The sequence below is a fragment of the Microbulbifer agarilyticus genome (genome assembly GCF_019800665.1).
GTDB classification, from domain to species: domain Bacteria; phylum Pseudomonadota; class Gammaproteobacteria; order Pseudomonadales; family Cellvibrionaceae; genus Microbulbifer; species Microbulbifer agarilyticus_C.
This window is the reverse complement of sequence record NZ_JAHVKO010000005.1, coordinates 348,661-362,068: the sequence shown is the minus strand read 5'-3', so window position 1 is coordinate 362,068 and position 13,408 is coordinate 348,661. Positions and strand designations below refer to the sequence as shown.

The window sequence follows — 13,408 nt, the reverse complement described above, 5'->3', positions numbered from 1 at the left end:
CAAAGCTTTTTTGCGCGATCGTGTTTACACGATGCACTGCGCGCGTCGGCTTATACGTCCTGGGCCTTGCGCGCCTGCTCCGCCTGCTTACGACGCAGCGCTTGCTTGTGCTGACGACGGTTTAAGGTCGTAGCCTTGGCATCTTCGCCCAAGTGACGCTCACCGCGCTGCTTGGCCAGCTGAATCTGCTTCTCACGCTCACGAAAACGCGACTTGTCGGCGTCTGACACCGTATCGTGGCAGTGCGGGCAGCTCACCCCCTGTTCGAACAGTGGAGACAGCATCTCTTCATCGGTGATCGGCATACGGCAGGCGTTGCACTGCTGGTAGGAGCCCCGCTCCAAATCGTGGTTCACGGTCACCCGATCATCGAACACAAAGCATTCGCCCTTCCACAGGGTCTCTTCCTTGGGTACATCTTCCAGGTATTTCAGGATGCCGCCCTGCAGGTGGTACACCTCGTCGAAACCTTGTTCTTTCAGGTAAGCCGTGGACTTCTCACAGCGAATACCGCCGGTGCAAAACATTGCCACTTTCTTGTGTTTGCCCGGATCCAGGTTTTCCTTCACGTAGTCGGGAAACTCACGGAAGGTGGTGGTGTTCGGGTTCACCGCGTGCTCGAAGGTGCCTACCTGGAATTCGTAATCGTTGCGGGTATCGATCAGCACAACGTCCGGATCGGAAATCAGCGCATTCCAGTCCGCGGGCTTCACATAGGTACCGACGGTGCGGCGAGGATCGATTCCCTCCACACCCATGGTGACGATCTCACGCTTCAGTTTTACCTTGCTGCGCAGGAAGGGCATGTTTTCGGTGTAAGACTCTTTGTAGTCCAGCTCAGCCAGGCGGCTGTCGGATTTGAGGTAGCTGAGCAGAGTGTCGATACCGGCACGGCTACCGGCTACGGTGCCATTGATGCCTTCGTCCGCGAGCAGCAGAGTGCCGCGCACTTCGTTGTCGAGCATTACCTTGAGCAGGGGATCGCGGAGGGATTCGAAGTCTTCGAGGCGAACAAATTTGTACAGCGCGCAGACCACAACGGACGTGGTATTGGTCATGGGAGTTTCCTTGTGCAAGCCGGAGCGTAAATCCGGGGCATGGGTAAAAATCGCCGCGCATTTTAACAAGTTTTTTGTCGCGCGTCGTACACTTTTTCGACAGCGCTGAATAGGGCTTGACCGGGCGTTCAGGAGTTCGCTTTACTGTCTCCTGTTAGACCGCGAATGCCACTTTCCGCATCCCCCTTTGCCAGCGAGGTTATCCCCATGGCCGAAGAAGTTACCCCGCAAGATTCCCCCCTGAGCCGTGCCTATAGCGACGGTAACCACACCGTGAACATTGATATTTACGAGGATGGTGACGGCGGTTGGCTGCTGGAAATCGTCGACGAAAATAACAATACGACGGTGTGGGAGGATGTGTTCGACAGCGATGCCGAGGCGTTGCAGGAGGCACTGGACGCTTTGAAAGAAGAAGGCGTTGGGGCGTTTATCGGTCCCGCGGAAGAGAGTGGCAGCTGGGAGGCTCCCGGAAGCTAGGCGTTAAATGACTACACATCAGGAGTGCGTGCGCAAAAAGTAAGGGCCCCACGCAGCAGGATTTTCCACGCCTGCTATGGTTATACATAGAAGGGAATCGCGACAGTGTAACAGCACTACCCAATCGCGGTGCCGCCAAGAGGCAGCAAGGAAAGTTGCTCTGGCGGCACCAACTGGTCGCGGTCTGCAGATGTATTAAGTGTGGTTGCTCTGCATGAAAATATTCCCTCTCTGTCTTCTTATTTTCCTGTGCGGGTTTTCTCCCGCCATGCCGGCAATGTCCGGTATCCAGCTAAAAGTTTCCGATGACCGCGTGATCGATGTAGATCTTGCGGAAGCCAAACTGATTTCCGAGCTGAAAGGCTATGCCATTATCGCCGGGCGCACCTGTGTGGATTGCGACGAGAACACGGCAATTTTTCTCGAACGCATTGATATCGCCCCGGGCGAACCGTTGCAGAAACGGCAGCGCAGAGATGAAATCCCGGAGCCAGAGCGGTTCGCTGCGCAGGCACCACCTGATAGTTCTGTGGCAGAGCAGCGTGATCAATCCCAGGCGGAAATCGAGGGTAACGAGGATGGTGTACTGAATACGGACCTATCCGGTGAGCGCTTTACCTACCCTGGCGTATATCGTGACTACTTGACCAAAGAACTGGTGGAAAAAACCCGTATGTTTTATGGCAAATGCCACGAGGACGGGCCGGCATTGTTATGGCTCAGTGAGTACCTTACGGACAAGGGTTGGGTAAAGGAGGAATACCTACTGGTGTTTCGCGACGAGGGCATAGAGCATCGCTACAACCAGACACATCAGCCCAGCGTTTACTTTATTAGCAACGAGGGCTGCCGCGAGGTGCCGGGGGTTGATACCACCACCGAGCCTTGAGTATTTTTCGTGAACCAAAATGAGAAAGCCCCCGCAATTGCGGGGGCTTTTTTTGTCGATCGATTGGCGTTGGCAAGGCCCTGTCTTCCGGTTCACTTATTTTTTGTCGTGATTCCAGATGATCTTGAGCTTTTTCTTGCCCCACTTACGCGCTTTCTTGATGTCTTCTTCCATCCACACATCAATACGGTTGGTGTAGCGCTTGTTCATACGGTCACGCACGGTATAGGTGCCCGGCAGACCTTCAATTTTCACTTTGGCGCCATTGGTCAGACCATGCTTTTCCAGGTCACGGGACACCGCAATGATCTTGTCACCCGGACGCAGGCGGTTGTTCCATGCCGCAACCCAGGGGTCGTCATCGGTCTGGCCTTCAACAGAGTTGTAGGCGGTCGCGGTGACGGTCATGGACTTCTTTTTCTTCTTCTCCGGGGATTCTTTGATGGCGGCAAAGGCCTCTCCACCACCCAGGGCAGCAAAGGAAGCGGTAAGCACGATGGCAAACTGTTTAAGACTCTGTCGCATATGTATCTCCTCCGGAAGCTCGGTGATCACAAACAAAACGGTTTGTGCGGCTCCAAGTTGATTTCTTCATAAGTGATCAAGTTTTGATCAGGGTGGGCAATATTAGAGCTTGGGGGATTTTGCGCAAGCGGGTGCTGCGAACTATCTGGTCGCAGTGAAGGCAGGAGTTTCTGGATAAGGATTAGGAATTTTTACCGCCTTGAAGGCGAATTCTGAGTGTTTTTGGACCAGAAAATAGGGTGGCGAGACTGAATTTAATACGAAAGTTCTCATTTCATTCGTATCTCGGCCTCAGTCACTGGGTGTGCTCTGACAGCGATGTCTTCTGCGTTTGGTGAAAAAATAGACGATTAGGGCGTGTGGACCCCATATTCGGTGGAATAAGATTTTTATTTGAATTTTTTGTGACCAGAAATTCATTTGACCCATTTACCGGGCTGACAGCGATGTTACGCAGCCACAGCTCGGCTTTGAAGTACGGTTCACAGGCTTTTTCCGCGGCCGACATGACTTGAATCAGGTGGCCAGTGGTCTCTCACGGCCATTTTGGAGGGGGCGCTAGGGGGAATTTATCCCGGAATTACAGAGCGTAACCGGTCACAGCCATGCATCCCTGGCTTAGATGGCGGTATTGCCCACCGGTTGTTGGGGGTTGACCAGCTCGCGCAGTGCAGTCAGATATGCCTGATCCTCTTCCAGGTCGGCAAACCCATGCTGTCGATCCAGCGCGACCGCCTGTTCCAGCCACTCAATGGCCTCTTCTAGATTGCCCTGCCATTCGCATACCTGGCCGATATTGAATGCGGTGATGGCCAGGTTTTGCCAGTCACCCTCGGCACGCAGCTCTTTGATCGCGCTGGAATACAGCTGATAGGCGTTGCGCAGCATAATCGCACGACGGTTCGGGTTCTCCTGCACAGCGGAGTACTGGTGGTAGGTGTGGGCGATAGCCGAGCGCACTCGTGCGGCGGAGTGCTCAAAGGGGATGCCGGGGCCGGACTCTACGTAAAGCAGTACCGCTTCGAACTGGCTGCGCGCCAGTGGATAGAGGTCCGGACGCTGGCCGCCGAGAGCGTTCAGGATAATACCGTAGCGGTAGCGCAGCTGATTCTGTTGGAGTGGGTCGTCCGCAAGACGGGCGATGGCTCGCTCGTAGAGCGGCAGAGCGTCATCGTAATTTCCCGAGAGTGCATGTTGCTCGGCTTCAGCGATAAGTTGCGGCACCTTGTTCTGGTCGGCGCTGCCCGCGAATGCTCCGCTGACCACCAGCTGCAGCCCCAGAAGAGCGGCACTGAGTACTTTGCGCAGTGCTCGGCTGGGCCTTGTTGTCGTCTTCGCCATTGCCATGGTCTCCGCCGCTGAATCGTTGCTCTGGTATCGCCGTCCGCTATCAGAGTACGCCAGCGGCGCCGGCCACTGGCTTAGTTAGTGATTACTGACAGTAAACCCTGAATCTTCGATTTGTGCCAGCAAAGCTTGCAATGGATGGCGCAATTCGGTGTCAGCGAAGCGCTTACTCTGGCAGCGGCAGGAGTAACCGGTGGCGAGGATGGCGCTGGTATCGCCGCTCAGCTTGGGGGCCCAGGACTGCTGGAATATGGTGCGCGAGGTCTCGCGATTCGCCATCTCGTGACCATAGGTGCCGGCCATGCCACAGCAGCCCGCCGCCTGGGTGTTGAGCTGCATGCCCAGAGCGCTGAAAACCTGCTGCCACTGGCGGCTGGAGCCGGCGGCGTTGGACTGCTCGGTACAGTGCGGCAGCAGGGTAAAGCTGCCGGATTGCAGGCGGTTCTTGTTGGTGGCCAGGTGCTCGGTGTGCTCCGACAGCCACTCCTGCAGCAGCTGTACCTGAGGCGCTTTGTCGCCCAGCAGTTTCTGGTACTCCGCGCGGTAGGTCATGGTCATGGACGGGTCTATGCCCACCAACGGCACGCCGCTTTCCGCCAGGCTGTTGAGCATGGCGCTGTTGCTGGCCGCGGTATTGGCGAACTGGCGGAGGAAGCCGTGCACATGCAGCGGCTTACCGTTGGCGCGAAACGGCGCCACCAGTGGGTTGAAGTCCAACAGCTTGAGCAGGCGCAGGGTGTCGGCAACCACGTCCGCGTCGAAATAGCTGGTGAAGGCGTCCTGTACGATCACCACGGCCTTGGCGCGCTGGGCGGGGCCCATGGCTCTCAGGCTGGCGCGGCTGGCGTAGGGCACACCCAGCTCGCGCATCGCCTTGTCCAGGCGGGTAGCGGAGATGGAGGGGGAATCCACCAGTCCCAGTCCCCGCTCCATCACCCAGCGCACCGGCTTCAGTTTCAGTGGCCAGTTGTACACCTGCGGCACGCGCGCCAGGTGCGGCATCATAAATTCGAGTCCGCCGACGAAGTAATCCTTCAGCGGGCGCAAGTAACGGCCGTAATACAGTTCCAGGAATTTGGCGCGGAAGGTGGGTACGTCCACCTTGATCGGGCACTGGCCAGCGCAGGACTTACACGCCAGGCACGCCTGCATGGATTCGTTGACCTCGTGGCTGAAGTCGTATTCACCGCGGGCCTTGGCCAAACTGTTCTTGAAGCGCCCGGGCAGGCCCAGCAGGAAAGACTTTTCTCGGCTTTTGCGCGCTTCGGCTTCCGGGTCGATGGATTGCGCGGACAGCAGGCGCAGCCATTCGCGGATCAGTGATGAACGGCCTTTGGGGGAATGGATACGGTTGCGAGTGCCCTTGTAGGATGGGCACATGGCATCGTCCGGGTTCCAGTTAAAGCAGGCGCCGTTGCCGTTGCAGTAAACACCTTCGGAATACCCTTCCCAAACCTGTACCGGGATCTGCCGGTCGTTCTCGCCGCGGGTGGAGACCTCATCAATTTTGAGCAGGCCGGAGGCGGCATTGGGGGTGGCGATTTTCCCGGGGTTGAGCTGGTTGCGTGGGTCGAATGCCGCCTTCACCTTTTGCAGTTCCGGGTACAGCTCGCCGAAAAATTCCGGGGCAAACTCCGAGCGCACGCCCTTGCCGTGTTCGCCCCACAGTAGGCCATTGTATTTCTTGGCCAGGTCCACCACTTTTTCCGTGATGATGCGTACCTGTTTGGCCTGTTCCGGATCCTTCATATCGATGGCCGGGCGCACGTGCAGTACCCCGGCATCCACATGCCCGAACATGCCGTAGGCAAAACCGGCATCGTCCAGTGCCGCGCGGAACTCGGCGATAAAGTCCGCGAGGTTCTCCGGTGGCACCGCGCAGTCTTCCACAAACGCAATCGGGCGCTGTTCGCCCTTGGCATTGCCCAGCAGGCCCACCGCGCGTTTGCGCATGCCCCAGATCTTGTTCACCTGAGCGTGACCGCGGGCAATGGTGTAGCCGAAGCTCTTGCCCGGCTGGCCGATTGCGCTGTCGACATGGGCGGTGAATCTGGCCAGTGCCGCATCCAGTTCTTCTTCAGAATCGGCGGTGTACTCCACCAGGTTGACGCCTTTTACCGGCCGCTCATCCTGGGGGAAAAATTCGCTCACGCTCTCCCACACGATGTCGTCCATCGCCAGCTGCAGCACCTTGCTGTCCACGGTCTCAATGGAGGTGGGACCGGCCTTCATCAGGTCGGTGGCGTCTTTGAGCGCGTCCTGGAAGTGGTCGTAATTGACGTTTACCAGTGCGGCGCACTTGGGGATCTTGAGCAGGTTCAGCTTGGCCTCGGCAATAAAGCCGAGGGTGCCTTCGGATCCGCACAGGATGTTGTTCAGGTTGAAGCGGCCGTCTTTCTCTCGGTCGCGGATATGCGCCAGGTCGTAGCCAGTGAGGCAGCGGTTGAGCTTGGGGAACTTGGCCGCGATCAGGTCGCGCTTGTCGCGCTCGATACCGTCCACCAGCGAGTGAACACCGGCGGCGCGGCTTTCCTGCGCGGTAATTTCGTCGAGGACCTCGTCGTCGATGGCATGGGAGTGCCACAGCTCGCCGCCCATCAGTACGGTTTTCAGTTCCAGCACATGATCGCGGGTCTTGCCATACAGGCACGAGCCCTGACCGGAAGCGTCGGTATTGATCATGCCACCGATGGTGGCGCGGTTACTGGTAGACAGCTCCGGGGCGAAGAACAGCCCGTGGGGCTTGAGGGCGGCATTAAGCTGGTCTTTGACCACACCGGTCTGCACCCGTACCCAGGCTTCCTCGACGTTGATCTCGAGGATCCGGTTCATATGCCGGGAGATATCTACCACGATGCCGTCGGTCAGTGACTGGCCGTTGGTGCCAGTGCCGCCGCCGCGCGGGGACAGCACCACCTTGTGGAATTCCTCGCACTCGGCCAGTTCCATCAGCAGCTGCAGGTCGTGAATGTCCCGCGGGTACACCACCGCCTGGGGCAGGACCTGGTAAATGGAGTTGTCGGTGGAAAGCACTGTGCGGCTGGCGTAGCTGGGGCTGGCGTCGCCATGAAAACCACGCCGCTTGAGCGTCTCGAGAAATTGCAGGTAAAGCGCCTGTACTTCGTTAATTTCGCGCAGTGCTGGAATCATTCCGGGCCCCGGGGTCAGGTAAGACGAGTGTCTGTACACACAGTACAACTAATGAAGGACTGGCATTTTAGCGACGGTGGCGGCCTGCGCAACAATTACCGGCGGTTTGCCGGGGTAGGCCGGATCGTTTTGCGCAAAATCGTCGAAAATACGCGAAATCTGTGAAGAAATTGCGCGGCGGGCTGAGTGACGGATGAATTATCGGTCAGTAAGACGGGAATCCTTTGCGGCCGTGCCCAGCGGTGTGTACCTTAATCTGAACAGAGTAGCCGGTCGTATAGCTCTACATGGCGTCGGGGTGCGCATGCGCCCGCAGTATGGGAGGCACAGCCAAGAATGAATTTCTCGCGAAAAATCCCGGTGGGCATCAGCCAGTGTGCGATGGGTGATGCGGTGCGGTTTAACGGTGGCCACAAGCACAGCAAGGTATGCACCGAGTTGCTCGGTCAGTGTTTTGACTATGTGCCGCTGTGCCCGGAGGTGGCCATTGGCATGGGGGTGCCGCGCAAACCCATTCATTTACTGGTAGAAAAGGATGGCGCACCGGTGGACGCGGTACGGGTGATTGGTGTCGACGATGCCAGCGTGGATGTGACCGCGCCGCTGCGGGATTACGCCGATTCGGTGGTGCCGGAGCTGCAAAAGGTGCGCGGTTACATTTTTATGCAGAATTCCCCCAGTTGCGGCTTGCGCGGTGTGCGCCGCTACCTTGCCAATGGTCACGGCATCGACAGCGAGGGGGTTGGGGTTTTTGCCCGGCGCCTGCAGCAGCAGTTCCCCCATTTACCAATGGAAGAAGTCGGTCGCCTGAACAACAACGAGCTGCGTGAAAATTTCCTCACCCGGGTGTTCGCCTATGACGCCTGGTTTCGTTACGTGGAGAGTGATCACACCGGCGATGCGGTCGCGCAGGAAGATTACAACAGCGCCGATAAGCGTCCCGGTATCTCCGGCAGACCGCTGTCCTTCCTTGCGCGGGTTATCGAGTTTTACACCGCATACAAATATCTATTGATGGCGCATCATCAGGATAAAACCCGTGCCCTGGGCAAGGTGCTTGCCGACGCTAAGTCCATGAGTGAGGCGGAGCTCGCCTTCGAGGTGCGCGGGCGCATTATGGATATTCTGTCGCGGCCGGCCTCCCGTAAAGACAAGACCAACGCGCTGATGCACAGTGCCGGCCACCTGAGCGAATTCTTGGATAAGCGTGAAAAGGCCGAGCTCAAAGATTTGATCGAAGACTACAGGGTGGGGCACAAGCCGCTTTCCGCAGTGCTGACCATGCTCCGTCATTACCTCCCGCGCAGCCCGCACAGTTTTATCCACAGCCAGGTGCTACTGGCGGCAGAGCCCGCAGAGCTCGGTCTGTGTGATTTCAGCTAGCCCAGGCATACCTGTGAAAAACATCCAAAGAGGCCTGATGTGGTTGCGCAACGATTTGCGCATGGCGGATAACACTGCCCTGTACCGCGCCGGGAAAAGCTGTGATGCGCTCGCCGCGGTATTTATCGCCTGTCCAAACACCTGGGCCAGCCATGGGGACGGCGACAATGTAGTTGCCATGCGGCTGCGCTCTTTGCGCCAGTTGCAGGCGGCGCTGCAGAAAAAGAACATTCCGCTGTATTTTCTTGAGGTGCCGACGTTTGGTGACGTCCATGTCGCGCTGGCGCAAATTGCGCAGAAGTTGCAAATAGATGCGTTGTTTGCCAATGCGGAATACCCGGTAAACGAATCGGCGCGCGACCACTCGGTAAAAAGCGCGCTGGGCAAACTGGGCGTTACGGTTGAGTACTTCACCGACCGCACCTTGATTCCGCCGGGTAGCCTCACCACGGGCAGTGGCGACGGCTTCAAAGTATTCACCCCATTCAAGCGTGCGTTTATTTCCGCCCACAGCAATAGTGGCGAAGCTTTTGGCAGCTTGCCCTCACCGCGCGCACAGCCTGCAGATCACCTGTCGCAGTGGCCGGATTGGATTGCACTCGATGGCGAACACAACCTGGTGCGCAGCATTCCCGATACGCTGACTGGCTATGGGGTGGCTGCCGGTGGTGAAGGGCGGGTGCTGGATTGGCCGGCGGGAGAGGTGGCCGGCGTGCGCACGCTGAAAAAATTTGCCGATGTAATTGACGATTATGAAGAGTGGCGGGATTTCCCCGCGCGCGAAAACACCTCGCGGCTGTCACCCTATTTAAATTGTGGCGCTGTTTCTGTGCGCCAGTGTGTGCAGTTGGCGGTGACGCACAATGATGGCCGCTGGGATGGACCCAGCAAGGGTGCTACTGTCTGGCTCAGCGAAATACTGTGGCGTGAGTTCTATCAGCACCTGGTGGTAAATTTCCCCCGGGTATGCCGCAACAAACCGTTTAAGCCCGAGACCGAAGCGGTAGCCTGGTCCGACCGCGCCGAGGATTTCGAGCGCTGGTGTGCAGGGCAAACCGGTGTGCCGATTGTAGATGCGGCGATGCGCCAGCTGAACCAGACGGGCTGGATGCACAATCGGCTGCGTATGGTCGTCGCCTCGTTCTTGACCAAAAATTTGCTCACAGACTGGCGCAAAGGTGAGCGGTATTTTATGCAGCAATTGGTCGATGCGGATTTTGCTGCCAATAATGGCGGCTGGCAGTGGGCGGCGTCTACCGGCACCGATGCAGCGCCTTACTTCCGTGTGTTTAACCCCTACAGTCAATCGAAACGCTTTGATCCCGAGGGTGCGTTTATTCGCGCGTATATTCCCGAACTGGCGGAGGTGTCTGACCGGGATATTCATTGCCCGCCGCAGGATCTTTTTTCCGACCACAACTATCCACCGCCCATTTGTGATGTGACTGAATCGCGAAAAATCGCGATTGAGGCTTTCGCCAACTTGAAGAAATAGCAAACCTCTGTTTTATTCCCTATATTTCTGCGCAGTTGTCGCCGGAGAGATTGCGCTCGCGATACAGAATCTTCTGACGGATGTGTTGCTAAATGCACTATAAAAAAATGGCCAACTTTGCGCTGTTTGTTGCCGGGTGGTGGGTGGCCTTACTCGGCGGCAATGCCATGGCATTAATCGCGCTGTTTGTGGTGCTTATGCTGCACTTTTTTATGTGGCGCGATATTCGTGATATTTTTCTGATTCTCGGTTTTATTTTCTGTGGCTTTGGCGTCGAGTGGGCGTTTATGTTGTATGGCGTACAGGAATATCAATCCACTCTGCCACCAGCCTGGGTGATCTGTATCTGGACGATGCTGGCGACCACCGTTCGCTATTCCCTTGCCTGGCTTATCCATAAACCGTTGCATGCGGCGCTTGCGGGCCTGCTTATTGCGCCGGTGTTTTACCTGAACAGTGTCTACTTTGGCCCGGCGGGCTGGGGGCGGCCGGTGTGGCAGTGCCTGTTGAGTATTGCCCTGGTGTGGAGTCTGCTGGCGGCGCTGATTAGTGGGGTGCTGGCACCGCTGGTCAATCAGATGGATGCTGTGGAAAACCGTGTCGGCTGATCACCTCGACTAGAAATTCCTTTCTCGCGATTAACCTATACTTGCCACGAAATTTCGCGGAGGTAAGGAGAACCCAGTGCGGCGAGACACAAAGGATTTGGGTGCTGGCAACGTTGGCAGGGCGAGTTTGGCGACGTCGATGGCCCTGCTGCTGGGTATGGGGATAGTTGCAACGGAGGGGCAGGCCGAAGAGGCGATATACGGTTCCCTGATCGTATTTGGCGACAGTCTTTCCGATAACGGCAATGCCGGCGTGTTTACCTCCGAAGACCCTCAGGGGATTTATCCCCGTCAGCCCGCGGTATCCTTCCTCGCCGATTTGCTCGGCCTGCCCAAGGAAAATTCCTGTTTTGGCCTGGGCCCTGCATTTGGTGGCGTTATTCCCTGTGCGCCGGCACCGGGCACCATCGATCAACAGCTGCAGCAAATTGTGGATTCGGTGTTGACCAACGGCCCCAACTGGGCGGTGGGCGGTAACCGGACCGCCGATGTGTTGCTGGATCTTGTCGGGCCGCAGCAGTTTCGCGTCCTATTTCCCGACACCACGGTGGCCGATCACAATACTCTGACCACGATATTGCCGGACTCGAGCCGTTGCGGGGCTGATGGCATCTGTAACCCGGCGCAGGGGGAGAGCCCCTACCTCAGTCCTGTGGAAGTAGCGGCCGCAGTGTCGGCGTTTAATAATCCTGCTGCCTTGCAGGCACTGGTGGACGACCCCAACAACAATATCACCTTGACCGGCGTGCCCTTCGCTACCGGTCAGGGCTACCTGCCGCAAAATACGGTGTCACCCAATGATCTTTATTTCCTGAATGGTGGTGGCAACAATATTCTGGATGGCGTGAGCACCGGTACCATCAATTTTGATTCCATGACCCGCGCGGCGACGTTTCTCTCGACCGCCGGCGGTGTGCTCAAGGCATTCGGTGCCAAGTACATCGTTATGACCAACACCCCGCGCATTGGTAACACCCCCGCGATCAACGTGCAGGGGCAGGCGGCGATCAATTATGCCAATCTCGGCACCGAAATTTTCAATGATCGTCTGCGGCGCCAGGTAAATGAGATCGGCAATATTCTGTTACTGGATATGGAAGGGATACTCGAGCTTGCCATCGCAGACCCGACGGCGTTTGGCTTCGCCAATATTGACCAGAGTGCGTTTTGCTACGAAAACTGTGCAACACCGAGCCCAGTTTACGGCGTGAACGGCACCAATCCCAATGCGGATTTACTGATCTTCTATGACGGTATCCACCCCACGTTGGCGGCACAGCGATTACTGGCGGATTATTACTATCAAACCCTGACCGCGGCGATTCACTTCGGTGTATTGCCGGATCTCGGTTATGAAAACATGCGTCAGCACCGCATCAATATCGACCATCACTTGATATCCCAGCGCTATCGCGATCCAACGACCACGGTATTTTTTGGCGCGAGTGTCGGCCACTCAGAGCTTGGTGTGGCGCCTGCGGTCAACGACGAGTACCCCGCCTGGGATGGCTTTCTGGGTATGAGCTTTGCCGGCTTCGACCACCTGGAGTGGGGGCTCAGCATGTCTTATGGGGGCAGCGAGTACGAGCCGACCGATCTGTTTTTCAAGGCGCGTAACTTCAATCTGAGTGCCTTTGCCCGCTGGGATAACGAGCTGTTTTTCCTTGATGGCGGTGTGACCTTCTCGAATCTTGATTACGACGATGTGCAGCGCACCATACGCATCGGTAATAAATTCCGGCATCGCCTCGATGGTGATACCGACGGCGAAGGTTACAGCGTATTCCTGCGTGCGGGTTATGACACCGCGTTGCAGGCATGCGGCCATTTGGGCCCGTTTGTGTCCTTTGAGTGGACCGAGGTGGACGTGAACGGATTCCGCGAGCGCACCGCCGACCGCTTGACCTACGCCGGCTCCTGGGGGCAGCGTCTCGATCCCCTTGGTTTGTGGGTGCACGGGCAGGACCGGGAATACCTGCGTTCGAAACTGGGCTTCTTTTATAACGGTGACGATGTGGGGGAGCACCAGTGGTTCGGCGAGTTCTGGCTGGAAACGACCAGTGGCGACGATTACGCCGATCTGGGTATCGGGGTCAATTCTATCTTCAACAACTGGGCGCGACTGCCGTCCTATCGCAGCAAGAATACCGGTATCTTCCAGAACGGCGTCGGTGCCATGGTGGGTGTCAGTATCAACGAAAAGCTGCGTATCGCAGCGGATGTGCTGGTGCGCCCGGATGACGCAATTGGCGGCTTGAGTCTGAACTATCGGTTCTAAGGTTGCTTGGCGCGAGCACAGGCCGCGGCGTGGGAGGGGTTTTTGTGACCATCAGCCCTCGAACAGGGAGTCATTTACACACTGCCGCATAATCTGCGGCAGCGGCGGCGAAAAAATCCGGTTGCTGCGAAATCGGCTAGGCCGAAGCGGCATGGATTACCCCATCGGTTGTTAACTTAGCAGTATCGATAACAA

Annotated in this window: 11 protein-coding genes; 7 read left to right on the top strand and 4 right to left on the bottom strand. The window is 57.2% G+C overall.

Features of this window, described 5'->3' with window-relative positions; all coding sequences use genetic code 11:
- Positions 1 to 50: 50 nt before the first annotated feature.
- Positions 51 to 1,058 (bottom strand): oxygen-dependent tRNA uridine(34) hydroxylase TrhO, encoded by a 1,008-nt coding sequence (gene trhO, locus KUV22_RS14325; protein ID WP_222232197.1) that lies wholly within the window; start codon positions 1,056 to 1,058, stop codon positions 51 to 53.
- Between the two features lie 165 nt (positions 1,059 to 1,223).
- On the opposite strand from trhO, the gene KUV22_RS14320 reads away from it, so the two are divergent.
- Positions 1,224 to 1,538 carry a hypothetical protein gene (locus KUV22_RS14320; protein ID WP_261319556.1) on the top strand — a complete coding sequence of 105 codons (315 nt, stop codon included), beginning with the start codon at positions 1,224 to 1,226 and terminating at the stop codon, positions 1,536 to 1,538.
- Positions 1,539 to 1,752: 214 nt separating this feature from the next.
- Entirely contained in the window at positions 1,753 to 2,427 is a 675-nt protein-coding gene (locus KUV22_RS14315) for a hypothetical protein (protein WP_222232195.1), read from the top strand.
- Positions 2,428 to 2,523: 96 nt separating this feature from the next.
- Here the strand turns inward: KUV22_RS14315 and KUV22_RS14310 are convergent, their stop codons facing one another.
- From KUV22_RS14310 to ydiJ, 3 genes are all read right to left on the bottom strand, one after another.
- Positions 2,524 to 2,952, bottom strand: a complete 429-nt coding sequence (locus KUV22_RS14310) for a 3D domain-containing protein (protein ID WP_222232194.1) — start codon at positions 2,950 to 2,952, stop codon at positions 2,524 to 2,526.
- Positions 2,953 to 3,570: 618 nt separating this feature from the next.
- Positions 3,571 to 4,293: a tetratricopeptide repeat protein gene (locus KUV22_RS14305; protein WP_261319555.1), complete on the bottom strand. Its 723-nt coding sequence runs from the start codon at positions 4,291 to 4,293 to the stop codon at positions 3,571 to 3,573.
- Between the two features lie 84 nt (positions 4,294 to 4,377).
- Positions 4,378 to 7,449 carry a D-2-hydroxyglutarate dehydrogenase YdiJ gene (ydiJ, locus tag KUV22_RS14300; RefSeq protein WP_222232190.1) on the bottom strand — a complete coding sequence of 1,024 codons (3,072 nt, stop codon included), beginning with the start codon at positions 7,447 to 7,449 and terminating at the stop codon, positions 4,378 to 4,380.
- Between the two features lie 27 nt (positions 7,450 to 7,476).
- Between ydiJ and KUV22_RS14295 the strand changes: the two genes are divergently transcribed.
- From KUV22_RS14295 to KUV22_RS14275, 5 genes are all read left to right on the top strand, one after another.
- Complete coding sequence (locus KUV22_RS14295) at positions 7,477 to 7,614, top strand: hypothetical protein (RefSeq protein ID WP_222232188.1); 138 nt, start codon at positions 7,477 to 7,479, stop codon at positions 7,612 to 7,614.
- Positions 7,615 to 7,785: 171 nt separating this feature from the next.
- The gene (locus tag KUV22_RS14290) at positions 7,786 to 8,832 is read left to right on the top strand and encodes a YbgA family protein (protein WP_222232186.1); all 1,047 of its coding nucleotides are present in this window, start codon (positions 7,786 to 7,788) and stop codon (positions 8,830 to 8,832) included.
- Between the two features lie 37 nt (positions 8,833 to 8,869).
- Positions 8,870 to 10,327: a cryptochrome/photolyase family protein gene (locus KUV22_RS14285; RefSeq protein ID WP_222232184.1), complete on the top strand. Its 1,458-nt coding sequence runs from the start codon at positions 8,870 to 8,872 to the stop codon at positions 10,325 to 10,327.
- A gap of 92 nt (positions 10,328 to 10,419) precedes the next feature.
- Positions 10,420 to 10,935, top strand: coding sequence for a DUF2878 domain-containing protein (locus KUV22_RS14280; protein WP_222232182.1), 516 nt, complete (start codon positions 10,420 to 10,422; stop codon positions 10,933 to 10,935).
- A 76-nt stretch (positions 10,936 to 11,011) separates the two neighbouring features.
- A complete protein-coding gene (locus tag KUV22_RS14275) occupies positions 11,012 to 13,213 on the top strand; it encodes an autotransporter outer membrane beta-barrel domain-containing protein (protein ID WP_222232180.1) in 2,202 nt (733 codons plus the stop codon).
- The last annotated feature ends 195 nt before the right edge of the window (positions 13,214 to 13,408 follow it).

Coding starts and splice junctions, on each gene's coding strand:
- ydiJ (WP_222232190.1), bottom strand. CDS start 7,449: ATGATTCCAGCACTGCGCGAAATTAACGAAGTACAGGCGCTTTACCTG.
- KUV22_RS14305 (WP_261319555.1), bottom strand. CDS start 4,293: ATGGCGAAGACGACAACAAGGCCCAGCCGAGCACTGCGCAAAGTACTC.
- KUV22_RS14320 (WP_261319556.1), top strand. CDS start 1,224: ATGCCACTTTCCGCATCCCCCTTTGCCAGCGAGGTTATCCCCATGGCC.
- KUV22_RS14290 (WP_222232186.1), top strand. CDS start 7,786: ATGAATTTCTCGCGAAAAATCCCGGTGGGCATCAGCCAGTGTGCGATG.
- KUV22_RS14310 (WP_222232194.1), bottom strand. CDS start 2,952: ATGCGACAGAGTCTTAAACAGTTTGCCATCGTGCTTACCGCTTCCTTT.
- KUV22_RS14280 (WP_222232182.1), top strand. CDS start 10,420: ATGCACTATAAAAAAATGGCCAACTTTGCGCTGTTTGTTGCCGGGTGG.
- KUV22_RS14315 (WP_222232195.1), top strand. CDS start 1,753: ATGAAAATATTCCCTCTCTGTCTTCTTATTTTCCTGTGCGGGTTTTCT.
- KUV22_RS14285 (WP_222232184.1), top strand. CDS start 8,870: ATGTGGTTGCGCAACGATTTGCGCATGGCGGATAACACTGCCCTGTAC.
- trhO (WP_222232197.1), bottom strand. CDS start 1,058: ATGACCAATACCACGTCCGTTGTGGTCTGCGCGCTGTACAAATTTGTT.